General features: G+C 69.4%; 19 protein-coding genes. 4 read left to right on the top strand and 15 right to left on the bottom strand.

All coding sequences use genetic code 11. The features are described 5' to 3' along the window. Nucleotides 1-3 precede the first annotated feature (3 nt). From JCR33_RS18575 to JCR33_RS18505, 15 genes are all read right to left on the bottom strand, one after another. A complete protein-coding gene (locus JCR33_RS18575) occupies nucleotides 4-1677 on the bottom strand; it encodes a tetratricopeptide repeat protein (RefSeq protein ID WP_198883624.1) in 1674 nt (557 codons plus the stop codon). 54 nt (nucleotides 1678-1731) lie between these two features. Continuing rightward, nucleotides 1732-2604 carry a 2-keto-4-pentenoate hydratase gene (locus JCR33_RS18570; protein ID WP_198883623.1) on the bottom strand — a complete coding sequence of 291 codons (873 nt, stop codon included), beginning with the start codon at nucleotides 2602-2604 and terminating at the stop codon, nucleotides 1732-1734. A 23-nt stretch (nucleotides 2605-2627) separates the two neighbouring features. Further along, nucleotides 2628-6329 (bottom strand): methionine synthase, encoded by a 3702-nt coding sequence (metH, locus tag JCR33_RS18565; RefSeq protein WP_198883622.1) that lies wholly within the window; start codon nucleotides 6327-6329, stop codon nucleotides 2628-2630. Nucleotides 6330-6352: 23 nt separating this feature from the next. Next, entirely contained in the window at nucleotides 6353-7225 is an 873-nt protein-coding gene (gene metF, locus JCR33_RS18560; RefSeq protein ID WP_198883621.1) for a methylenetetrahydrofolate reductase [NAD(P)H], read from the bottom strand. Continuing rightward, nucleotides 7222-8235, bottom strand: a complete 1014-nt coding sequence (locus tag JCR33_RS18555) for an ArsR/SmtB family transcription factor (protein WP_408628772.1) — start codon at nucleotides 8233-8235, stop codon at nucleotides 7222-7224. The genes metF and JCR33_RS18555 overlap by 4 nt, the downstream gene beginning before the upstream one ends. A gap of 115 nt (nucleotides 8236-8350) precedes the next feature. Continuing rightward, nucleotides 8351-8623: a hypothetical protein gene (locus JCR33_RS18550; RefSeq protein ID WP_211110408.1), complete on the bottom strand. Its 273-nt coding sequence runs from the start codon at nucleotides 8621-8623 to the stop codon at nucleotides 8351-8353. A gap of 208 nt (nucleotides 8624-8831) precedes the next feature. Beyond that, nucleotides 8832-10451, bottom strand: coding sequence for an AMP-binding protein (locus JCR33_RS18545; RefSeq protein ID WP_198883619.1), 1620 nt, complete (start codon nucleotides 10449-10451; stop codon nucleotides 8832-8834). A 61-nt stretch (nucleotides 10452-10512) separates the two neighbouring features. Continuing rightward, nucleotides 10513-11316, bottom strand: coding sequence for a hypothetical protein (locus JCR33_RS18540; RefSeq protein WP_198883618.1), 804 nt, complete (start codon nucleotides 11314-11316; stop codon nucleotides 10513-10515). Continuing rightward, a complete protein-coding gene (locus tag JCR33_RS18535) occupies nucleotides 11301-12647 on the bottom strand; it encodes an SH3 domain-containing protein (RefSeq protein WP_198883617.1) in 1347 nt (448 codons plus the stop codon). The genes JCR33_RS18540 and JCR33_RS18535 overlap by 16 nt, the downstream gene beginning before the upstream one ends. 96 nt (nucleotides 12648-12743) lie before the next feature. Continuing rightward, the gene (locus tag JCR33_RS18530; RefSeq protein ID WP_198883616.1) at nucleotides 12744-14837 is read right to left on the bottom strand and encodes a putative bifunctional diguanylate cyclase/phosphodiesterase; all 2094 of its coding nucleotides are present in this window, start codon (nucleotides 14835-14837) and stop codon (nucleotides 12744-12746) included. A 90-nt stretch (nucleotides 14838-14927) separates the two neighbouring features. Continuing rightward, entirely contained in the window at nucleotides 14928-15230 is a 303-nt protein-coding gene (locus tag JCR33_RS18525) for an HPr family phosphocarrier protein (RefSeq protein ID WP_198883615.1), read from the bottom strand. Further along, nucleotides 15211-15612, bottom strand: a complete 402-nt coding sequence (locus JCR33_RS18520) for a PTS sugar transporter subunit IIA (RefSeq protein WP_198883614.1) — start codon at nucleotides 15610-15612, stop codon at nucleotides 15211-15213. Before JCR33_RS18520 ends, JCR33_RS18525 begins: the two co-directional genes overlap by 20 nt. Beyond that, entirely contained in the window at nucleotides 15609-16124 is a 516-nt protein-coding gene (locus tag JCR33_RS18515; protein WP_198883613.1) for an HPr kinase/phosphorylase, read from the bottom strand. Before JCR33_RS18515 ends, JCR33_RS18520 begins: the two co-directional genes overlap by 4 nt. Nucleotides 16125-16150: 26 nt before the next feature. Then, nucleotides 16151-17863: a stimulus-sensing domain-containing protein gene (locus JCR33_RS18510; RefSeq protein ID WP_198883612.1), complete on the bottom strand. Its 1713-nt coding sequence runs from the start codon at nucleotides 17861-17863 to the stop codon at nucleotides 16151-16153. An 8-nt stretch (nucleotides 17864-17871) separates the two neighbouring features. Then, nucleotides 17872-18570: a response regulator transcription factor gene (locus JCR33_RS18505; protein WP_198883611.1), complete on the bottom strand. Its 699-nt coding sequence runs from the start codon at nucleotides 18568-18570 to the stop codon at nucleotides 17872-17874. A gap of 147 nt (nucleotides 18571-18717) precedes the next feature. Here JCR33_RS18505 and JCR33_RS18500 point away from each other — a divergent pair, with 147 nt between their 5' ends. The 4 genes from JCR33_RS18500 (at nucleotide 18718) to JCR33_RS18485 (ending at nucleotide 22274) form a co-directional block, all read left to right on the top strand. After that, complete coding sequence (locus tag JCR33_RS18500) at nucleotides 18718-19467, top strand: HugZ family pyridoxamine 5'-phosphate oxidase (protein ID WP_198883610.1); 750 nt, start codon at nucleotides 18718-18720, stop codon at nucleotides 19465-19467. Nucleotides 19468-19642: 175 nt separating this feature from the next. Continuing rightward, nucleotides 19643-19969 (top strand): XdhC family protein, encoded by a 327-nt coding sequence (locus tag JCR33_RS18495; RefSeq protein WP_198883609.1) that lies wholly within the window; start codon nucleotides 19643-19645, stop codon nucleotides 19967-19969. Further along, a complete protein-coding gene (locus JCR33_RS18490) occupies nucleotides 19966-20679 on the top strand; it encodes an XdhC family protein (RefSeq protein ID WP_198883608.1) in 714 nt (237 codons plus the stop codon). The genes JCR33_RS18495 and JCR33_RS18490 overlap by 4 nt, the downstream gene beginning before the upstream one ends. Further along, nucleotides 20676-22274, top strand: coding sequence for an NTP transferase domain-containing protein (locus JCR33_RS18485; RefSeq protein WP_198883607.1), 1599 nt, complete (start codon nucleotides 20676-20678; stop codon nucleotides 22272-22274). The genes JCR33_RS18490 and JCR33_RS18485 overlap by 4 nt, the downstream gene beginning before the upstream one ends. Nucleotides 22275-22277: the final 3 nt, after the last annotated feature.

Below are 22277 nucleotides of genomic sequence, written 5' to 3'. Positions count from 1 at the left end.
TCCCTATTGGGTGGCGGGCACGTCGGCCTGGGCGGTGACCTCCTTCGGCAGCGGGTTCTGCTCGAAATATTGCGACAGGCCGAGGAGGTGCGTGCGGATGCGCTGGATCGCCTCGCCCGGCGCGCCGGACGCGTCGAGACGCTCCTTGTAGGCGAGGACGGCGCGCCGGACGCCGGCCGACGCGGGCTCGCCGGTGGCAAGGGCCATCAGCGCGTTGAGGGCATCGGTCTGCGTCGGGTCGAGCTCGAGCGTCTTGATGAACATCTCGACGGCGTTCACCGGCTGATTGGTGAGGGCCATCGCTTCGCCCCAGTGGAAGTAGGCGACACTGAGGGTGGCGTCGACGGCGAGCGACTGCACCACGCGCTCCACGGCCGTGGTGTAGTCCGGAGTGAGCCGCAGAGCGGCACGCCAGTTGATGAGCGTGGCGCTGTTGCGGGGCTTGACGGCCGAGGCCTTCGCATAGAGGGCGATCGCCTCGTCGGTCTTGCCGGCGGCCATCAGCACGCGGGCGAGGGTGTTCATGGCGTTGGCGCTGTCGGGATCGACCTGCAGCGCCCGCTCAAGTAGGGCGATGGAATCCGTGTAGTCCTCGCCGTTCTGGCGGGCCCGTTTGAAGAGCAGCGCGCCGAGCCCGCTCATCGCCGGGGCGAAGCTGCTGTCGGCCTCGAAGGCGCGGCGGAAATAGTCGCTGGCGGCGGCCTCGTCGCCGGCGCGGCTCATGCACTCGGCGAGGTTGTAGAGGACGATCGGCGAGTGCGGATTGCGCTTGAGCGAGCGCTTGAACTGGATCAGCGCCGCGTCGAGATGGCCGCTCATCCGATAGACATAGCCGAGGCTGTTGGAGGGGATCTCGTCGAACGGGGCGATGAGCGTCGCCCGCTTCAGCTTGGTGATGGCGTCCTCGGTGCGCCCCATGGTGTAGAGGGTGATGCCCCAGCTGTTGAGCACGCTCGCGTAGGCGATCGTGCTGGTGGCCCGGGCCTTGCGGGCGGCGCGGTCGTAGTAGAGCAGCGACTCTTCGAAATCGCCCTCGTTGGCCGTGATGATGGCGAGATGGTGCAGCGCGTGGAGAAGGTCGCGGCTTTCCGGATGGAGGAGCGATTGGAGCTCCTGCCGCACCTCGCCGACCCGGCCCTGCCCGAGCGAATAGGCGGTCCAGGCGGTGAGGCTGATGTGCCGCAACGCGCGGTCGGCGGCCTTCTGAAGCAGATCGTCCGGAAAGGCGCCGAAATTGTTCTCGATGGTGACGAGCTGAACCATCGAGCGGGTGCGCACGCGCAGTCGGAAGTCGAGATTGTTGGGGTGGCACGCCTCGTTCATGCAGACGAACTCGCCCGACACGCGGATGCGGTTGCCGATGAGCGTCTCGCTGATCCAGTTGGACAGGCGGAAGACGCCGACACCGGTGGAGGGGATCTCGAAGTCGAAGGTCTCGCGGCGGGGCAGGATGTCGATATATTCGCCGCCGAGGCCCGCCGCGACGTAGGCCGACTGGAGGTGGTCGTAGAGGCGGATCGCCGCGACCTCCTCCGAGTATCCCATCTGCTTCAGCTTGGTCGGGATGCCGATGGGGTCGACCACCACGCGCATCCCGGAGGCCGCATCGGCGACGACCACCACGGCGGCAACAAGAAGTATGATGCCGCCGATGAAGCCGACCAAGGTAGTCAACAATTTAAAAAACGAACTAAATACACTCACACAAGGTCTCCCTAAGAGATAGCCTTGCTAATCGAGCGTGACACTAACAGTTGCCGGCTCCGTGGAAAAGCCCGTGTAGGTGGCGGTGATCGTGCCCGGGGCGGCGAGCTGGAAGCGGCCGAGCGAGCCGAGGGACAGGACGTCGCCTTCCTTGAGCGTCATGCCGCGCGCGTTGGCGGCCTTGACGATCCAGAGCACCGCGTCGAGCGGATGGCCGAGGAGGGCGGTCGCCGGGGCCTGCGCCACCACCGTGCCGTTCATGGTCAGCACGCCCGATGCGCCGGCGAGGGCGTCGGCGTCGAGCCCGTCGATGGGGATCGGGTTGCCGACGACGCCGAGGCGGGCGCCGGCGTTCATCGCCTGAAGCAGCGGACCGGTGATCGCCGCGCCCTTCGGCACCATGAGGTCGCCGAGCTCGATGAAGGGGACGACGGCGTCGAGCCCGGCGAGAGCCTCCTCCCGGGTGGTGGCCTCGTTGATCGCGGCGCTCCCGACGCGGGCGAGAAGGTCGAGCTCGAAGATCATCCGGGCGCCGTCCTTGATCACCACGGTGGATCCGTTCTCCCGCATCATGCCCTGGAGGAGGACGCCGAGCACCGGGCCGTCGAGGCCGAGCTGCTTTTGGGCGCCCGCCGAGGTGGCGGCCGCCTTGTAGCCGACCACGCTGCCGAGCTCCTCCTCGAGCAGGGCGACCACGCGGTCCTGGTGGCAGACCCCGTCGGCCATGGTGTGGATCGTCTGGGCCGCCTGGGCCGCCGCGTCGAACGGCTTGCCCGCCAGGAAGGCCGCCGCGTAGGGCTCGGCGAAGGGGTAGCTGCCGCAGGAGATCTGCGCCTCGACGCTGCCCGAAACGACGACCGCCGCGATCGTGGCGACCGCGGCGGTGATGATCTTCTTCATGACGTCCTCCGCTCGGCGCGGGGTCAGGCAGCCTTGAGGCTCGGCTCGGGCGTGTAGTTGAGGATCGGCGCCAGCCACCGCTCGGCCTCGCCAACGTCCCAGCCCTTGCGCCGCGCGTAGTCCTCCACCTGGTCGCGCTCTATTTTTCCGACGCCAAAATAGAAGCTGTCGGGATGGGAGAAGTAAAGGCCCGAGACCGACGAGGCGGGCCACATGGCGCAACTCTCGGTGAGGTGCACGCCGGCCCGCGCCTCCGCGTCGAGCAGCTTGAAGAGGGTGCGCTTCTCGGTGTGGTCGGGCTGCGCGGGGTAGCCCGGCGCAGGGCGGATGCCACGATATTTCTCCGCAATCAGCTCCTGCGGCGTGAACGTCTCGTCGGCGGCGTAGCCCCACAGGCGGCGGCGGATGCGCATGTGGGCATATTCGGCGAAGGCCTCGGCCAGGCGGTCGGTGAGCGACTGGAAGAGGATCTTGGAGTAGTCGTCGTTCTTCTTGGCGAAGCGCTCGGCAATCTCCTCCTCGCTGGCGCCGGCGGTCACCGTGAAACCGCCGATATAGTCCTGCGGTCCGCCGAGCGGGGCGACGAAGTCGGACAGGGCGACGTTGGGCCGCTTGCCGCTGCGGTCGATCTGCTGGCGCAGGGTGTGGAGGCGCGTTTCGGCGCCGGTCTCGTCGGTGACGATAATGTCGTCGCCGTCGGACTGCGCCTTCCAAAGGCCGATGACGCCCTTCGGATGCACCCATTTCTCCCGCACCATCTGAGCCAGCATCTTCTGGGCGTCGGCGAAGAGGGGCTTGGCCGCGTCCTTGTAGCGCTCGTCCTCCAGGACGCGCGGGTAGGCGCCCTTGATCTCCCAGGCGGAGAAGAAGGGGGTCCAGTCGACATACTGCACCAGCGTCGGCAGCGGCGCTTCGATGGACTGCAGGCCGAGCATCGCCGGCTCGGGCGGCGTGTAGCTCGACCAGTCGGGGGCGAAGCGGTTGGCCCGCGCGTCGGCGATCGGCAGGCGCTTCTTGTCGCTCTGGCCGCGCAAATAGGCTTCGGCGACCTTCTCGTAGTCCTCGCGCACCTCGGCCTGATAGGCCGTGGTGTCGTTGAGGAGGCGCGAGCAGACACCCACGGCGCGGGAGGCGTCGGTCACGTAGACCGCCTGGCCCGCAGCGTAGTTCGGGTGGATCTTCACCGCCGTGTGGATCTTCGAGGTGGTGGCGCCGCCGATCAGGAGCGGCATGTCGAAGCCCTCGCGCTGCATCTCGGCGGCGACGTTGCACATCTCGTCCAGCGAGGGCGTGATGAGGCCAGACAGGCCGATGATGTCGACCTTCTCGGCCTTGGCGGTCTCGAGGATCTTGGCGGAGGGCACCATCACCCCGAGGTCGATCACCTCGAAATTGTTGCACTGAAGCACGACGCCGACGATGTTCTTGCCGATGTCGTGGACGTCGCCCTTCACCGTCGCGAGCAGCACCTTGCCGGCGTTGGAGCGGTCGTTGTCCTGCTTCTCGGCTTCCATGTAGGGCATCAGGTAGGCGACGGCCTGCTTCATCACGCGGGCCGACTTCACCACCTGCGGCAGGAACATCTTGCCGTCGCCGAAGAGGTCGCCGACGACGTTCATGCCGGCCATCAGCGGGCCTTCGATCACGTGGAGTGGACGCTCGGCGGCCTGACGGGCCTCCTCGGTGTCGGCCTCGATGTATTCGGTGATGCCGTTGACGAGGGCGTGCTTCAGCCGCTCGGCGACGGTGCCCTCGCGCCAGGTGAGGTCCTGCACGCGTTTGGCGCCGGCGCCGCCCTTCCAGCGTTCGGCCGCCTCCAGCATGCGCTCGGTGGCGTCGTCGCGGCGGTTGAGCACGACGTCTTCGCACAGTTCGCGCAGCTCGGTCTCGAGGTCGTCATAGATGGCGAGCTGGCCGGCGTTGACGATGCCCATGTCCATCCCCGCCTTGATGGCGTGGTAGAGGAACACCGAGTGCATCGCCTCGCGCACCCGCTCGTTGCCGCGGAACGAGAAGGAGAGGTTCGATACCCCGCCCGAGATGTGCGCGTGCGGCAGGTTCTCACGGATCCACTGCGTCGCCTCGATGAAGTCGACGCCGTAGTTGTTGTGCTCCTCGATACCCGTCGCGACGGCGAAGATGTTCGGGTCGAAGATGATGTCTTCCGGTGCGAAGCCCGCCTTTTCGGTGAGGAGCGTGTAGGCGCGCTGGCAGATCTCGACCTTGCGCTGGCGCGTGTCGGCCTGGCCGGTCTCGTCGAAGGCCATGACCACGGCGGCGGCGCCGTAGGCGCGCACCAAAGCGGCCTCCTTCAGGAACTTCTCCTCGCCTTCCTTCAGCGAGATGGAGTTCACGATGGCCTTGCCCTGGACGTTGCGAAGCCCTTCCTCGATCACCTCCCACTTGGAGCTGTCGATCATGATCGGCACGCGCGCGATGTCGGGTTCGGACGCGATCAGGCGCAGGAAGGTCTTCATCGCCTCCTTGGAGTCGAGCAGACCCTCGTCCATGTTCACGTCGATGACCTGGGCGCCGTTCTCCACCTGGTCGCGGGCGACGTCGAGGGCGGCGGCGAAGTCGCCCTCCTTGATCAGCTTGCGGAAGCGGGCCGAGCCGGTGACGTTGGTGCGTTCGCCGACGTTCACGAAGGGGATGTCCTTCGTCAGCGCGAAGGGCTCGAGGCCCGACAGCGACAGGACTGGATTGTGGTCCGGCACCTTGCGGGGCGGGTACTGCTCCACCGTCTCGCGGATCGCGGCGATGTGCTCGGGCGTCGTGCCGCAGCAGCCGCCGACGATGTTGATGAGGCCTTCCTTGGCGAACTCGTCGAGCTGGCGGGCCATGTAGGCGGGCGACTCGTCGTATTCGCCCATCTCGTTGGGCAGGCCCGCGTTGGGGTAGGCGCTGATGAGGGTGTCGGCGACGCGCGACAGCTCGGCGATGTGGGCGCGCATCTCGTTGGCGCCGAGCGCGCAGTTGAGGCCGACGGAGAACGGGTCGGCGTGGCGCACCGAGTTCCAGAACGCGGTGGGCGTCTGGCCCGACAGGGTGCGGCCCGAGCGATCGGTGATGGTGCCGGAGATCATCACCGGGACCCGCTTCAGCCCCTCGGCGAACAGCCCCTCGACGGCGAAGATCGCGGCCTTGGCGTTGAGCGTGTCGAAGATCGTCTCGATCAGCAGGATGTCGGCGCCGCCTTCGATGAGGCCGCGGGCGGCCACCATGTAGGAGTGGGCGAGATCCTCGAAGTTGATGGCGCGGAAGCCGGGATCGTTGACGTCGGGCGAGATCGACAGGGTGCGGTTGGTCGGGCCGAGGGTGCCGGCGACGAAGCGGGGCTTGTCGGGCTCCTGGGCGGTGACGGCGTCGGCCGCCGCCCGCGCGATGCGGGCCCCTTCGAAGTTGAGATCGTAGACGGCGTGCTCGAGCCCGTAGTCGGCCTGCGCGATCGAGGTCGAGGAGAAGGTGTTGGTCTCCACGATGTCGGCGCCGGCGAGGAAATATTGCCGGTGGATGTCCTCCACCAGCCCGGGCTGGGTGAGGTTGAGGACGTCGTTGTTGCCGGCCTGGGCCCTGTCGGAGTCGAGCTTGTAGGCACGCGGAGTCGGGCCGCTCAGGCCGCGGAAGGCGTCCTCGTCCAGCTTCTCCTTCTGGATCATGGTGCCCATGGCGCCGTCGATGATGAGGATGCGACGGCGCGCTTCGTCGGCGAGATGCTTGGGCATCGGGTTCTCCGGAAGTCTAAGGGTCAGGCCGCGTCCGCGATGTCGCCCTCGGGGCGCATGCCGATGAGGTGGCACAGCGCGTAGACGAGATCGGCGCGGTTCATGGTGTAGAAGTGGAAACGGTCGACGCCGCGGCTCATCAGATCCTTGACCTGCTCGGCGGCGACGGTGGCGGCGACGAGCTTGCGCGTCTCCGGATCGTCGTCGAGCCCTTCGAAGCGGGTCTCGAGCCAGTCGGGCACGGAGGCGCCGCACATCGCGGCGAAGCGCTTCGTCTGCTTGAACGACTGGATCGGCACGATGCCCGGGATGACCGGAATCGTGATGCCGCGCTTGGCGACGCGCTCCAGGTAGGCTTCGAAGAGGTCGTTGTCGAAGAAGAACTGGGTGATCGCGCGGGTCGCCCCGGCGTCGGCCTTCTTCTCCAGCATGTCGAGGTCGGCGTCCCAGTCGGCGCTGTCGGGATGGCGCTCGGGATAGGCGGAGACGGAGACCTCGAACGGGGCGATCTTGAGGATGCCGGCGGTGAGGTCGGCGCCGTTCTGGTAGCCGTCCGGGTGCGGGGCGTAGGGCGTGCCGGGGCCGTCGGGCATGTCGCCCCTGAGGGCCACGATGTGGCGCACGCCGGCGTCCCAGTAGCCGCGGATCACCTCGTCGACCTCGCCGCGTGAAGCGGCGACGCAGGTGAGGTGGGCGGCCGGCTTCAGGTGCGTTTCCTCGATGATGCGGCGCACCGTGCGGTGGGTGCGCTCGCGCGTGGAGCCGCCGGCGCCGTAGGTCACCGACACGAAGTCGGGGTTCAGCGGGGCAAGCTTCTCGATCGACGCCCACAGCGTCTCTTCCATCGCCTCGGTCTTGGGCGGGAAGAATTCGAAAGAAACCAGCGGGTTCGTCATGCGAAAGCGCCTTCCTTGGTGCGGGTGTCGTCAGTGATGATGCGTCCGTCCTCCGCCAGCCAGAGCGTCACGGTGAGTTCATGGTCGGTGCTCGGGAGATCGATGATCTCCACGGTGCCGAGGCCGGCGGCGTCGAGCCAGTCGGCCATTTCCGCCCGTGCGATGCCCAGTCGCCGATGCTGCGCCTCGGTACGCAGCGCGGTCAGCCCGTGCGGCGCGAAGTCGACGATCAGCATACGTCCGCCTGGCCGCAGCGTACGTGCAGCCTCGGCGATGGCGCGGGCAGGACTGTCGAGATAGTGGAGCACTTGGTGGAAGATGACAACGTCGAACGCGTCGCGCGGCAGCGACAGGGCGTAGACGTCGTCCTGCGCGAGGCGGGCGTTGGCGACGCCGACGCGGGCGAGATTGGCCCGGGCGACGGCCAGCATCGCCGCGCTCGCGTCGATCCCGAGGAGACGGTCGGCCCGGTCGGCGAGAAGCTCGAGCATGCGGCCGGTGCCGGTGCCGACGTCGAGGAGATGGTGGATCTGGCGGTCCGACAGCATCTCGCGGATCTTCGCCTCGACCTCCGCTTCGGGCACGTGGAGCGAGCGGATCCGGTCCCAGACCTCGGCGTTGGCGGCGAAGAAGCCGGCCGCCACCTCGGCGTTGGCCTGGCGCGTGGCGTTGCGCCGTTCGCGATCACGGGTATGAATGGGGTCGTTCGGATCGAGGTGGGCGAGGATCGTGTCGGCGATCTGCTTCGCCTCAGTCTCTTCCGCGAGGCGGTAGAAGGCGAAGGCTCCCTCGGCGGACCGCGTCACGAGCCCGGCCTCGGCGAGGAGCTTCAGGTGGCGCGAGATGCGCGGCTGGCTCTGGCCGAGGATGGTGGTGAGGTCCTTCACCGTCAGGTCGGTGTCGGCGAGGAGCGCGAGGATGCGCAGCCGCGTCGACTCTCCCGCCGCCCGCAGCGCGGTAACGAGTGCGTCGTGCCCAGTCGTCGTCGTGATGGTGCGTTCCAAGAACACGCCCTACCCACATTTCCATATAAAGATTTCTTTATGGGATTATGGGCTCCAAGCGGCGCAGAGTCAACGTCTTGCCGGGCACGGCCTGTCCCGAGCGGTGCTCGGGACCTCGATATCAGTTGGAGATGAAGCGGTAGGGAACGCCGTGATGCGCGTAGTTGATCACGCGCACGTAGAAGCGTTGCCGCTGGTGCACGGTGAAGGTGCAGGTGTGGGAATCCGAAGCGAACCGGCGGTCGCAGACGATGGGGCCGGACGAGCCCGCCTGGATGAACAGGCCCACCGTCGGGTTGGTGCCGTAGGTGTCGATCGAGATGATCGCCGTGCCGGGGCACATGGTGAAGAAGCGGTCATAGTCGACGTGGCCGCCGCCGATGACGCGCTCCAACACCTTGGGCCCGAAGCAATTCCCGGCCTCGGCAGCGTGGGACGCGGAAATACACAACACGAAGAAAAGCGTTCCGATGAAATAGCGCCACATGGGGGTGCCCTATCCGAGGGTGAAGTCGATGCCGTGAAAACTACCACGCTTGCTTGTCCAGGGAGATGGAAAGGCGAGAGCCCGGTACGCCGAAAGTGCCGCGCGGCGGAGCCCGTCAGCCTCCGGCGAGCTCGCGGGCGCGCTGGCGCAGGGCGAATTTCTGGACCTTGCCGGTGGAGGTCTTCGGCAGCGGCTCGAACACCACCCGGCGGGGCGCCTTATAGTGGGCGATGCGCTCGCGCACGAAGGCGATGATGCCGGCCTCGTCCGCCGTCTGGCCGGCGGCGAGCTCGACGAAGGCGCAGGGGGTCTCGCCCCACTTCTCGTGCGGCATCGCCACCACCGCGGCCCCCGCCACCGCCGGATGGGCGTAGAGCGCGTCCTCGATCTCGATGGAGGAGATGTTCTCGCCACCCGAGATGATGATGTCCTTGGAGCGGTCTTTGATCTCGAGATAGCCGTCGGGATGGCGCACGGCGAGGTCGCCGGTGTGGAAGTAGCCGCCGGCGAACGCCTTCGCGGTCGCCTCCTCGTCCTTCAGGTAGCCCTTCATGACGATGTTGCCGCGGATCATGATCTCGCCGATCGTCGCCCCGTCCCACGGCACCTCGGCCATGGTCTCCGGGTCGCGGACGGACACCTCCTCCTGCAGCGTGTAGTTGACGCCCTGGCGGGCCTTGAGGCGGGCGCGCTCCTCCACCGGCAGCCCGTTCCACTTCGGGTTCCAGGCCGACACCACGCACGGGCCGTAGACCTCCGTGAGGCCGTAGACGTGGGTCACGTCCACGCCGATCGCCTCGAGCTTCTGGATCACCACCGCGGGGGGCGGGGCGGCGGCCGTCATCATGCGCACCGGGTGGGGCGAGTGGAAGCCGCGCTGCTCGGCGCCCTGGATGACCATCTGCATGATGATCGGAGCGCCGCACAGGTGGGTGACGCCGTGCGCCTCGAAGGCGTCGAGGATGGCGTCGGCCGAGACGTGGCGCAGGCAGACATTGACGCCGGCCGTCATCGCCACCGTGTAGGGGAAGCACCAGCCGTTGCAGTGGAACATCGGCAGCGTCCACAGATAGACCGGGAAGGGCGGCAGCGCCCAGTCGACGGCGTTCGAGACGGCGTTCGTCGCGGCGCCGCGATGGGAGTAGACGACACCCTTCGGCCGGCCGGTGGTGCCCGACGTGTAGGAGAGGGAGAGGGACGCCCACTCGTCGGCGGGCGGCTCGTAGGTCATCGGCTCGTCGGCGAACAGCGTCTCGTAGGCGAGGTCGGCGGGCCCGTCGGTGGGCGCGGCGGCGAGCGGGTCGTCGATGCGGGCGATGGTGGGGCGGGCTGCCATCTCCGCCGCCGCCTCGCCGAGCAGGCCGATGAGCTCGCAGTCGCAGAGCACGAGCTTGGCCTCGGAGTGCTCGAGGCAATAGGCGAGGGTGCCGGGGTCGAGGCGCGTGTTGAGCGTCAGGAGCACCGCGCCGGCGAGCGGGACGGCGAAGTTCGCCTCCACGAAGGCGGGGGTGTTGGGGGCGAGGATCGCCACCACGTCGCCTTCGCCGATGCCGTGAGAGCGCAGGCCGGCGGCGAGGCGGCGCACGTTGCGGTCGACCTCGGCCCAAGTCTCGCGGCGCTCGCCGTGCACGAGGGCGAGACGGTCGGGGAAGACGCGGGCGGTCCGCTCGAGGAAGGACAGCGGCGTTTGGGGCGTATGGTTCGCCGCGCGCTGCTCCAGGCCGCGTTCGTCCATCTCTCGTCCTCCCCCGATGTTCTTGTGCGGGAGCTGAATTGATGGGGCGAGCGGGACGCTGTCAATGCGGTTCGGTGACCGCTTCGGGCAAGGGGAGGCCGCAGCCTTCGAAGCGGGGGAGGGCCGCCTCGGGAAGGATGGCGATCGCCGCGGGGACGCCGTCGAAGGCGTCCTGCACGGCGACGATGTCGGCCTCGGGCGCGGCGACGCAGCCGAGGGTGCCGTGCCCCGCTCCGCGCCAGACGTGGAGGAAGATGCACGAGCCGCCCGCCGCCTCGCGATTGGTGGGATGCTCCACCACGATCCCCTGGCGGTAGAGCGGGATGCGCCACATCGCCTCGTGGCTCGCCGCGTCGATGCGGGAGAGGGGGGCGATCTCGTTGTAGAGGGGGCTCGCCACGTCGTCGACGCAGGCGCTCTCCCCGGCGCGGAGGGGGAGATAGTCGGCGAGCTCGCGCCGGTCGGTGCCGAAGGCGGGGCCGGCACGGAAGACGCCGGCGGGAGTGCGGCCGTCGCCCTCGCGTTTCTGCGGCTCGTCGGCACCGCGATGGGGCTCGTTCCAGGCCCAGCCGAGACCGGCGCGGCCGAGCACCACCGCAAAGGGCGGGCCGGCGGGCTGCCAGCGTTCCTCCACGGCGGCACGCTCGTAGAGGCGGGCCTCGGCCGCGACCGACGACATGCTCGGCGCGACGACGAGGAGAAGCCGGAGCGTGTCGGTCGCGGCGGCCGGGCAGTCGATGGCCTCGGCGTGCGCCGGTGCGGTGAGGATCAGCGCCAGAAGGAGGGCGCGGCGGAGCAGCGCCCTCGCCGTCCCTGTCGATCGCGGCGTTGCCCGGAGCCGAGCCCGGCTCAGCAGGAGATCCATCGGGAGACCTGCCAGGAGACCCAGCCGACGGTGCCGTCGGAGATGCGCACCCGGTGCCACGTGCCGGAGCGCTCGCCGAGCATCTCGATGGGCGTGCCGGAGGGCAGGCGCCGCAGCTGCTGGCCGCGCCGGGTGCTCGGTTCGGTCCTGAGGGCGAGCCAGGCATCCGGCGGCCGCACGTCGGCGACGTAGCAGACGACCGTGCGGCGACGCGCGGCCTTCGCAGCTTCCTCCTCGGCCTTCCGGCGAGCCTCCTCCTCCTCGGCGCGCCGACGGGCGGCTTCCTCGGCGAGGCGGCGGGCCTCGTCCTGGCGGCGCAGCTCATCCTGCCGGCGCTGCTCCTCCCTCTGGCGGGCCGCCTCCTCCTGCTTGCGCGTCTCTTCGGCGGCGGCCTCCTGCTCGCGGCGCAGGCGGGCCATCTGGCTGGCGACGGCGGCCTCTTGGCAGTTCGGGTAGCGCTCGGCGAAGCGGGTGTAGGCGTCGGCGGTGTCGGCGATGCCGGCGGCGGCGAAGCCGTCGCTGCAGGCGCGGCGCTCGTCCGCCTCGCGCCGCAGTCCCTGACGCATCCGCTCGGCGGTACCGCGAAGCCGGCAGTCGGGGTGGGCGGCGATGAACTCGTCGAACGCCTCCACGGTGTTCTCCCGCAAGGCGGCGTCGAAGGCGCTGTCGCACGCGGCGCGGGCCTCGCGCTCCTTGGCGTCCTCGACCATCCGCTTGGCGTCCTCGGCCTGCGGGCAGTGGGGGAAGAAGCGGGCGAAGGCCTCGAGGTCGGCGATGGTGCCGCCGCTCACCTGACCGAAATAGGTGGCGCAGCGCGGATCGGCGATCGGGATCGAGACCAGGAAGGAGGGCGTGCAGTTGACCCCGCTGCCACCCTGATTGTCGCGGGCGACGAGGATGATCTCGGCGTCCACCGTCTCGCCGGAGACGCGGAAGGGGCGGATCATCAAGGTGATGTCGGCACGGTCGGAGCGGGCGAGGAGGCGGCTGATCTCGTCCGATCGGGTCGGAGAGATGCTCTGGCTCGCCGTCGCGACGTATTGGAAGGTGTCGGCCTTCGTCACCCGCATCACCGTGCGCGACGACAACAGGCCGCTGATCTTGGAGAGGATCTCGATCTGGTTCGGCTCCTCCACCAGCGGGCGCGCATCGGTGGTGACGCCGAGGATGTGGATGCTCTCGGGCCGGGCGCCGCCGAAGCAGGCGGCCTGGAGCTGCAGATCGCGAACGGCCTCGGCGGTTCGGTCGAGCCACTCCTCGGCCTGCGCCGGCCCCACGAGGAGCGCCGCCGCCATCATTGCGCCGAGAAATCGTCGAAGCGCCGCGATCATCACCATCTCCTCCAGCCTGCTTAGGGCGATGGAAGCATCAGGCCGAAAGGATGTCACCCATATGTCGCCACATTTGCAGCGGCGACGGCCGGCCCGTCACGGCCGCTCCAACATGTCGGCGAACTGGGAGAAGGGGACGGGGAAGGAGTAGAGGTAGCCTTGGGCGTAGCGGCAGCCGATGTCGCGCAGCACCTCCTGCTGCTCGGTGGTCTCCACCCCCTCGGCGATGACGTGCAGCCCCATCGAGCGGGCGATCTGGATGATGCCCTTGACGATCGCCCGCTTGCGGCGGTCGGTCTCGATGCCGAAGATGAACTGCTTGTCGATCTTGATCTCCTTCACCGGGAAGCTGGTGATGTGGATCAGCGAGGCGTAGCCGGTGCCGAAATCGTCGAGCGAGAACTCGACGCCGGAGGACACCAGGAACGAGATCTTGTCGTGCAGCGCCTGATCGTCGACGCCGATGATGACGTCCTCGGTGATCTCGATGATGAAGTCGTTCGGCTTCAGGTTGCCGTTGCGCGTGCGCTCCAGGAACGTGTCGAGGAAGTCGTTGCGCAGCACCTCGGTGCGCGAGGCGTTGATCGACACGCGGAACGGCCGGTCGGTGATCTGGCGCAGCTTGGCGATGTCGGTGATGACGGCGTCGAGCACGGCGCGTCCGACGCGGCTGCCGATCTCGTGATCGTCGAGGGCGTAGGTGAAGTCCTTGGCGTCGAGCAGCATGTCGGGCGTCTGCCAGCGCACCAGAGCCTCGACGCCGACCACCTCGTTGGTCTCGATGTCGATCTGGGGCTGGTAGTAGGGCACGAACTCGCGCTTGGCGAGGCTCTCGCGGGCGCGGCCGAGGATGGTCTCGCGGCGCTTCGCCACGTCGTCGGCGATCTGGCGGTCGAACACCACGATGGGATTGGAGAGCTTGCGCTTGGCCTGGGCGAGCGCCATCTCGCCGGCGCGCATCAGCTCCTCCGCGCCGGTGGCGTGGGAGGGATAGAAGGCGACGCCGGCGCTCATCAGGATGCCGTCGCCCTTGTCGAGGCTCTGCATCTCCTCGATCTGCCCCTTGAGGCGGCTCATCGGCGCCTTGAGGCTTTCGTTGTCGTTGATGTCGTAGAGCAGCAGCGCGAACTCGTTGAGCGAGACGCGGGCGATGGTGTCGCTCGCCCGCGTCACGGTGCCGAGGCGGCCGGCGACCTCCATCATGTGCGAATCGGGCACCGTGTAGCCGGCCCGGTCGGTGAGGCGGGCGAAGTCGGAGATCTCGATGAGCACGAGGGCGAAGGTGCGCTTGTCGCGCCGCGCCCGCTGCACGGCCACCGACAGGCGGTCCTCGAAGAGCAGGCGGTTCGGCAGGCTCGTCACCGGATCGTGGTTCGCCGCCCACCACAGGCGCCGCTCGGCGGAGAGCTGGGCGGTGACGTCCTGGGTGATGCCGTAGAGCATGCGGCCGGCGCGGCCGGTGCCCGAGCGCGCGACGGTGCGCACGATGCGCCGCTCGCCGGCGGGGGTGCGGATCGGCGCCGTCATGTCGAAGCTGCCGCCCTCGGCGGCGGCGCGCTCGAACTCGATGGAGAGCTTCTCCCGCCCCGGCGAGGGATAGAGCTGCAGCACGCGGTCGAGCGTCAGCTCGTCGCCCGGTTCGAGGCCATGGATGGCGTAGAGCTCGTTGGACCAGAGGAGACGGCCGGTCGCGAGCGAGTGCTCCCAGCCGCCGACCTTGGCGAGCTCCTCGACGTAGGAGAGGAGGCCGTGCTTCTGGACGAGGCGGGCGCGCTCCTCCCTGAGGTCGTCGATGCGGTAGATGATCGGCAGTGCCGAGACCGCAGCGCGGCGAAAGCGGGTGACGTCGACCGGTTGATCCGACATCGGCAGGAGGAAGACCACGGTCTCGGTCTCGGGGAAGAACAGGCTCGCGGCGCGGCCGCCGAGCTCCTGGTCCACCGCCACCTCGATGAGCTGGCTGGAGCGGGCCGCGTCCTCGTCGAAGGCGGCGGAACCGATGGTCGACACGATGGCGGAGACGACGTGATGGCGCAGCTCCTCCGGCAGGCGCAGGAACTCGGAGGAGCCCGTCTTGAGGCTTTCCGTCTCCATCGCCACGACGCCGCTGTAGCGCACGCCCACATTGTCGGCGAGCAGGTTGCAGGCCGATGCCGCGAGCTCCTCAAATGGATCGTCCGTGTCCTCCAAAGAGCCGCCTTCTCCTCGCCTTGCCCACGATGGGAGGTCGATGCACCCATCATGTCTATGAATAAGAGATAGTGGTGAATTGGTCTGGCGTTAATCGACCTCGCCGAATCCGTTTTCCACGAGGCGTGACAATGCGGCGGCGGCGGCCTCGGCATCTTGCCCGCGGACGTCGACCGAGATCGTCCCGCCGCAGGGGGCGCCGAGCATCAGGAGGCCCATGATGGAGCGCCCGTCGACGGCGTGGCCGTCCTTGGTGACGGTGACCTCCGAGCCGTAGCCCTCGAGCTCGCGCACGAAGCGGGCCGCGGCGCGGGCGTGCAGCCCGCGCTTGTTGACCATGGTCAGGGTGAGGCGACAGTGGGTGACGGGGTCGTCAATGGCCCTGGAGGACATGGCTCGCTACGCTGATATACTTGATGCCGGCCTCCTTGGCGGCATGGACGGCCGCCGTGAGGTCCATGGTCGCCCGCGCGCTCGAGAGCTTCACGAGCATCGGCAGGTTGACGCCGGCGATCACCTCCACGTTGCCCGTCGGCATGACCGAGATGGCGAGGTTGGAGGGGGTGCCGCCGAACATGTCGGTGAGGATCACCACGCCCTGCCCCTTCTCGACCCGTTGCACGGCGTTGACGATGTCGGCGCGCCGCTGCTCGATGTCGTCGTCGGGTTCGATGGAGATGCCTTCGACGGCCTCTTGTGGGCCGACCACGTGCTCCAGCGCGGCGCGCAGTTCCTGCGCCAGCCGGCCGTGGGTGACAAGTACAAGCCCGATCACCTGACGTCTCCCTGTTGTCGGCTCGGTGCCGAGCCCTTGTCGCGGCGACGTTGGGCGCGCAACGGCCGATCCGTCAACCCGTTGCCCTCCAGAAGGGCCTCGAGGACGAGCGCGGAATGAGCCGATTGTCGCATGGCGAGCGCCATTTGGGCGATCGGGACGCCGTGGAGGGAGATTTCGCGCGCCTCGGCCTCCGGCATGCGCGCCACGTCGGCGGGGGCGACGAGGTTCACCACCAGGGTGAGGCGGACGGCCGGCAGGCGCTCGGCGGCGGCGATGCCGTGGCCGGCGATCTCGATCAGCCCGGCGAGCGGCGGCGGGCAGCCGGCAAGGAGGCGCCCGCCCGCGGCGCTGAGGATCGTGCGGTCGTCGGCGACGAGGCGGGCGAAGCGGCCGGCGGCGCGGGCACGCACGATGAGGGCGAGGGCGAGGCTGCTCTTGCCGGCCCCCGACGGGCCGCGCACCAGGAGGCCGGCCTCGCCGACGGCGAGCGCCGTGGCATGGACGGTCAAGCCGTCGAGGGTCCGAGCGCCGCAGGTCACGACGCCGCAGGCAGGCGGACGGTGAAGCGCGCGCCGGCGACGTCGCGGTCGGGCGTGAGAGTGGTGCGGTAGCGATTCTCCGCGAAGATCTCGCCGCCGTGGGCCTCGACGATCTGCCGCGAGATGGCGAGGCCTAGACCGGAATTGTCGCCGAAGGACTGCTGCTCGGTGCGGTCGGTGTAGAAGCGCTCGAAGATGCGCTCCATGACCGCCTCCTCGATGCCGGGCCCTTCGTCGTCCACCACCACCTCCACGAAGCTGGCGAAGCGCTGCGCCGAGACCACGACGCGCCCGCCCATCGGGGTGAACGAGCGGGCGTTGTCGATGAGGTTGGTGAACACCTGGCCGAGGCGGCCGTCGTTGCCGAAGACGGTGAAGTCGCCGCCCGGGCTGCGCACCGCGAGGTCGACCTGCTGATTGCGCTCGGCGGCGAGCTCCGACTGGGTGGCGACCACGGCGCGCAGCAGGTGGACGAGGTCGAAGGGCTCGTAGCGGTAGCGGTTGAGCTCGGCGTCGAGCTTGGAGGCGTCGGAGATGTCGGAGATCAGCCGGTCGATGCGGCGCACGTCGTGCTGGATCACCGACAGGAGTTTGTCGCGGGCCCGGTCGGTGCGGGCGAGCGGCAGCGTCTCCACCGCGCTGCGCAGCGAGGTGAGAGGGTTCTTCAGCTCGTGCGCCACCTCCCCCGCGAACGCCTCGATGGCGTCGATGCGCATGTAGAGGGCGACGGTCATGTCGTGGAGGACGCGGCTCAGGTCGCCGATCTCGCTCGAATCGCGCAGCTCCGGCATCGGCGTGTAGGCGCCGCCGCGCTCGATGCGCTCGGCGGCGCGGGCGAGCCGCGAGATCGGCCGCGAGATGCTCGCCGCGAGGAGCAGCGACACAACGATCGCGAGCGCACCCGCGGCGAGGAAGCCCTTGAGGATCGCCGTTTCCTGGGCGTGCGCGGGCTCCGTCACCGCACCGGAGCCGCTGGTGACGAGGAGGGCGCCGGCGACGGCGCCGCTCGCGTCGAGCACCGGGGCGGCGACGCTGATGATGATGTCGCCGTCGGGCGCAAGGCGCTGCTCGGCGGTCTTCACGCCGGTGAGGGCGACGCGGATCTCGCGCGGATTGCCGGGTAGGGTGGCGCCGTTCGGGTCGAGGGTGATCGGCGGCGTGGTGACGAGGCCGGCGAGATAGTTCCACAGCCCGCCGAGGGTGGAGGGCTGCGTCTCGCCGAGCGGGGGCAGCGGCGCGTGGGTGACGTCGAGGCCGCTGCGCAGGGCGAAGCGGCTGTCGGCGAGCTCGTCGCCGGAGATGCCGTAGAGGCGGGCGCGGGTGGCCGTGCCTTCGAGGAGCTCGGCGAACACCCGCTCCACCCGGTCGCGGTCGATCCGCGTGCGCTCCGTCGGCGCCTCGCTGGCGGCGTCCTCCACGGCGTTGAGGGTGACGAGCGGCGGCCGCGAGGCGTCGCCCACCCCGCCGATGGCGTTGGCGATCGCGTCCGCCTGGACGAGCAGGCTTTCGAGCACGGCGTCGGTCATCACGGCGCGCAGCTGCGCCTGATGCAGCGTGGCGAACAGCAGGACGGTGAGGCCGACGAGGGCGACCACGATGATCTTCGCGGCGAGGCGCGACACGCCATAGGCCGCAAGGTTCGGGAAGCGGCGCCGATTGGGGCCGAAGGCGTCGCGCGAGGCCGCGCCGAACCGCTCCCGAACGTTCATCTCCGGGCCTATTCGTCCTTGAAGCGGTAGCCGACGCCGTAGAGGGTTTCGATCATGTCGAAGTCATCGTCTACCTGTTTGAATTTCTTTCGCAATCGCTTGATGTGACTGTCGATGGTGCGGTCGTCCACGTAGACATGGTCGTCGTAGGCGGCGTCCATCAGCGCGTTGCGGCTCTTCACCACGCCGGGCCGCTGGGCGAGCGCCTGCAGGATAAGGAACTCGGTGACGGTCAGCACCACCGGCGAGCCCTTCCAGGTGCAGGTATGGCGCTCGCCGTCCATGGCGAGGTTGCCGCGCTCGAGGACGCGCTGGGCGTCGGTGTCCCGCTCGGGCGCGGCGCGGGCCTGCGCCCGGCGCAGCACGGCGCGGATGCGCTCGACGAGGAGGCGCTGCGAGAACGGCTTCCGGATGAAGTCGTCGGCGCCCATCTTGAGGCCGAAGAGCTCGTCGATCTCGTCGTCCTTGGAGGTGAGGAAGATCACCGGCAGGTCGGTGGTCTGGCGCAGCCGTCTCAGGAGCTCCAGCCCGTCCATCCGCGGCATCTTGATGTCGAGCACGGCAAGGTCCGGCGGATTGAGCGTCAGCCCTTCAAGACCGGAAGCGCCGTCGGTATAGGTCTCGACTTCGAAGCCTTCGGACTCGAGGGCGATCGAGACGCTGGTGAGAATATTGCGGTCGTCATCGACCAGCGCGATGGTTGCCATCTTCGGTATCCGATCTCCACACGACTGATCCGCAGACACAGACTACAAAAATGTCGAGCTTTGTGTGCGAATTGTGACGGGTGAGCGATTGTCGTGGCATTGCCGCCGTATTCAAGGGCAATCCCCTGCTTTTACAAGGAGAATGACATGACCACCGAGCCGGCCTTCGACACCGAGACGGCTGCGCGACTGGTGCGCGGGTTGACGCATGAAGGCAACGAGGCGGCGCTGGGCACGCTCAACGAGCGCGGCGCGCCGGAGGTCTCGCACGTCGACGTGGCGAGCGCGGCCGACGGAGCGCCACTCCTGTTCGTGTCGACCCTCGCCCGGCATACCCGCAATGCCGCGGCCGATCCGCGCGCCTCCCTCCTCTATGTCGGTCCGGCGGCGGAGGCGGGGGCGGCCCGCGCCCGGGTGACGCTGAGCGGCCGTCTCGAGCCGGTGGCCGAGGCGGAGCGGGAGCCGGCGATGGATCGTTTCCTGCGCCGCCATCCCGAGGCGACGGCCTACGCGGGCTTCGCCGATTTCCGCCTGCTCACGCTGGTGCCGGACGACGTCTATCTCGTGGCCGGCTTCGGCCGCATCACCAGCCTGCCGGTGACGGCGGTGGTCGTGCCGCCGGCCGAGGCGCTGGTCGCGATGGACCGTGGTGCCTGCGAGCACATGAACGAGGATCACCTCGACGCGCTGAAGGTGATGGCCGAGGCGATCGCCGGCGCGCCGGAGGGCGACTGGAAGGCGATCGCCATCGATGCGCTCGGCATCGACATGGCGGCGGGCGGTCGCGTCGTGCGGGTGGAGTACGATGCGCCGGTGAGCGACGGCAAAGGCCTCAGGATGGCGCTGAAGGTGCTCGCCGATCGGGGCCGGGCGCTGCAGGCGGAGGCCGTCGCCTGAGCCCTCTGCGTGCCGGGCGAGGGGCGTTCCGATCTTGAACGCGGGGTGGTGAGGCATGAGATCTCCATGGGGAGGCTCGCGGGGTGCTGTGCGCTCTTGCCCACCCGCGGCGCCGAGGCGTAACGGTTGGGCGGCGAATGCCGTTCACCCGCATTCTTTCGAAAGGACGGGTCCGATGACTGAGGATGATCCCTTGGAAGTGGCCGCGCGCTGGCGCGAGGAAGGGCGCAAGGTGGCGATTGCGACCGTGGTCGACACCTGGGGCTCGGCGCCCCGTCCGGTGGGCAGCCATCTGGTGATCGATGGCGAGGGGGCCTTCGAGGGCTCCGTATCCGGCGGCTGCGTGGAGGGCGCCGTGGTGGCCGAGGCGGCCGAGATCGCCGCCGGGGCGCCGCCGCGCCTCCTGGAATTCGGCGTGGCCGACGAGACCGCGTGGGAGGTGGGGCTGTCGTGCGGCGGCACCATCCGCATCTACGTGGAACCCTTGGAGGCGGCGGCGTGAGGCTCGACGATCTGAAGCGCGTCAATCTGGCGCGGGAGGGACGGCGGCCCGTGGCGGTGGTGACGCCGCTCGACGGCAGTGCCGGCCGCGTGGTGCTCGCCGACGAGGCGGCCGGCGATCCGCTCGCCGACGAGCTCGCCGCCCGTTTCGCCTCGGGCAAGTCCGGTCGGGTGTCGACGGCGGCGGGCGACGTGTTCGTGCGCGTCCACAATCCGTCGCCGCGGCTGACGATCATCGGGGCGGTGCACGTGACGCAGGTGCTCGCGCCGATGGCGATCGCGGCGGGTTTCGACGTGACCATCGTAGACCCGCGCACCGCCTTCGCGACGGAGGAGCGGTTCGGCAGCTTCAACCTCGTCGCCGAATGGCCCGACGCCGAGCTTCTGGGGCTCGACCCGCAGACCGCCGTGGCAACGCTGACCCACGACCCAAAGATCGACGATCCGGCGCTGATGGCCGCGCTCGACGCGGGCTGCTTCTATGTCGGCGCCCTCGGCAGCCGCAAGACGCATGGCAAGCGCGTCGACCGGCTGACGGCGGCGGGCTACGGGCCCGACGCGATCGACCGTATCCACGCGCCGATCGGCCTCAATATCGGCGCCGCCACCCCAGCGGAGATCGCCGTGTCGGTGCTCGCCGAGATCATCGCCGTGCTGCGCGCTCCGCCGGCAAGGACCACCGCCCGGGTGAGCGAAAAGACCGCGGCGTGAGGTTCGGCCGGGTGGCGCTCGTCGATGCGGCGGGCGCCTATCTCGCCCATTCGCAGCGCACCGAGGGCGGCGTGATCAAGAAGGGCACGCGGCTCACGGCCGACCACGTGGCGGCGCTTCTGGCGACGGGGATCGCCGAGGTGACGGTGGCGCGCCTCGACCCAGGCGACGTGCACGAGGACGCCGCCGCCCGCCGCATCGCCGACGCGGTGGCGGGCGCGGGGGTGCGCGTCGACCGCGCCGACACCGGGCGCTCCAACCTCTATGCCGCCATAGACGGGCTGGTGGTGGTGGACAAGGCCGCCGTCGACGGCTTCAACGCCGTCGATCCCGCGCTGACCCTTGCGACGCTGCCGGCCTACAAGCGCGTGCCGGTGGGGCAGATGGTGGCGACGGTGAAGATCATCCCCTTCGCCGCCCCCGATGCGAGCCTCGCCGCCGCGCTCGACGGACGCGCGGCGCTGGTCTCCGTGGCGCCCTGGAAGGTGCGCCGCGTGGCGGCGATCTCCACCACGCTCCCGTCGCTGAAGGAGAGCGTGATCGACAAGACGCTGGGGATCTTCGAGCGGCGCCTCGCCGAACCCGGCGCGGCCATAGCCCACGAGACGCGCGTCGCCCATAGGGTGGAGGCGCTGACGCCGGCGATCGCGAAGGCGGCGGCGGAGACGGAGCTCGTGGTGGTGTTCGGCGCCTCGGCCGTGGTCGACGCCGCCGACGTGATCCCCGCGGCGATCCGGGCCGCCGGCGGGACGATCATCCGGCTCGGGATGCCCGTCGATCCCGGCAATCTCCTGGTGCTCGGCGAGGTCGGCGGCACGCCCGTGGTGGGGGCCCCGGGCTGCGCCCGATCGCCGAAGGAGAACGGCTTCGACTTCGTGCTCGACCGGCTTCTCGCGGGTCTCGAGGTCACCCCCGCCGACATCATCGGCATGGGCGTGGGCGGCCTCCTCACCGACACGGCCCTGCGCCCGCGCCCACGGAGAGGCACCATGGACGACACCGCGCCGCGCCACCCCGTCGCCATCGTTCTGGCGGCGGGCCGCTCCACCCGCATGGGCGGGCCCAACAAGCTGCTGGAGGCGGTGGGGGGCGTGCCGATGGTCCGCCGCGTCGCCGAGGCGGCGCTCGCGAGCCGCGCCGAGCAGGTGGTGGTGGTGACGGGGCACGAGGCGGCCCGGGTGGGCGAGAGCCTCGACGGCCTCCATGTGAGGCTGGTGCACAACCCCGCCTTCGCCGACGGCCTCTCGACCTCGCTGAAGGCCGGGCTCAACGCGCTGCCCGACGGTGTCGACGCGGCGCTGATCCTCCTCGGCGACATGCCGCTCGTGACGGCGGAGGATTGTGACAAGGTGCTCGGGGCTCTCGGCGACGGCGCGCTCATCGCGATGGCGACCGCCAACGGGGCGCGCGGCAACCCGGTCGCCTGGTCGAGCCGCCTCTTCTCGGAGCTGAAGGCGACGGAAGGCGATGCCGGTGGCCGCAGCCTCCTGTCGCGCTACGCCGACGATCTGGTCGACGTCGAGATCGGCGCGGCCGCGAGCCTCGACGCCGACACGCCGGAGGCGCTCGCCGCAGTGCGCCGGCAGGCCGACTAAAGA

The organism is Acuticoccus mangrovi, assembly GCF_016411865.1.
Classification (GTDB): domain Bacteria; phylum Pseudomonadota; class Alphaproteobacteria; order Rhizobiales; family Amorphaceae; genus Acuticoccus; species Acuticoccus mangrovi.
Note: the sequence above shows the minus strand (reverse complement) of the source record. Positions and strands in the feature narration are given on the sequence as shown.

Coding starts and splice junctions, on each gene's coding strand:
- JCR33_RS18570 (WP_198883623.1), bottom strand. CDS start 2,604: ATGAAGAAGATCATCACCGCCGCGGTCGCCACGATCGCGGCGGTCGTC.
- metH (WP_198883622.1), bottom strand. CDS start 6,329: ATGCCCAAGCATCTCGCCGACGAAGCGCGCCGTCGCATCCTCATCATC.
- metF (WP_198883621.1), bottom strand. CDS start 7,225: ATGACGAACCCGCTGGTTTCTTTCGAATTCTTCCCGCCCAAGACCGAG.
- JCR33_RS18545 (WP_198883619.1), bottom strand. CDS start 10,451: ATGGACGAACGCGGCCTGGAGCAGCGCGCGGCGAACCATACGCCCCAA.
- JCR33_RS18540 (WP_198883618.1), bottom strand. CDS start 11,316: ATGGATCTCCTGCTGAGCCGGGCTCGGCTCCGGGCAACGCCGCGATCG.
- JCR33_RS18535 (WP_198883617.1), bottom strand. CDS start 12,647: ATGATCGCGGCGCTTCGACGATTTCTCGGCGCAATGATGGCGGCGGCG.
- JCR33_RS18525 (WP_198883615.1), bottom strand. CDS start 15,230: ATGTCCTCCAGGGCCATTGACGACCCCGTCACCCACTGTCGCCTCACC.
- JCR33_RS18510 (WP_198883612.1), bottom strand. CDS start 17,863: ATGAACGTTCGGGAGCGGTTCGGCGCGGCCTCGCGCGACGCCTTCGGC.
- JCR33_RS18505 (WP_198883611.1), bottom strand. CDS start 18,570: ATGGCAACCATCGCGCTGGTCGATGACGACCGCAATATTCTCACCAGC.
- JCR33_RS18500 (WP_198883610.1), top strand. CDS start 18,718: ATGACCACCGAGCCGGCCTTCGACACCGAGACGGCTGCGCGACTGGTG.
- JCR33_RS18495 (WP_198883609.1), top strand. CDS start 19,643: ATGACTGAGGATGATCCCTTGGAAGTGGCCGCGCGCTGGCGCGAGGAA.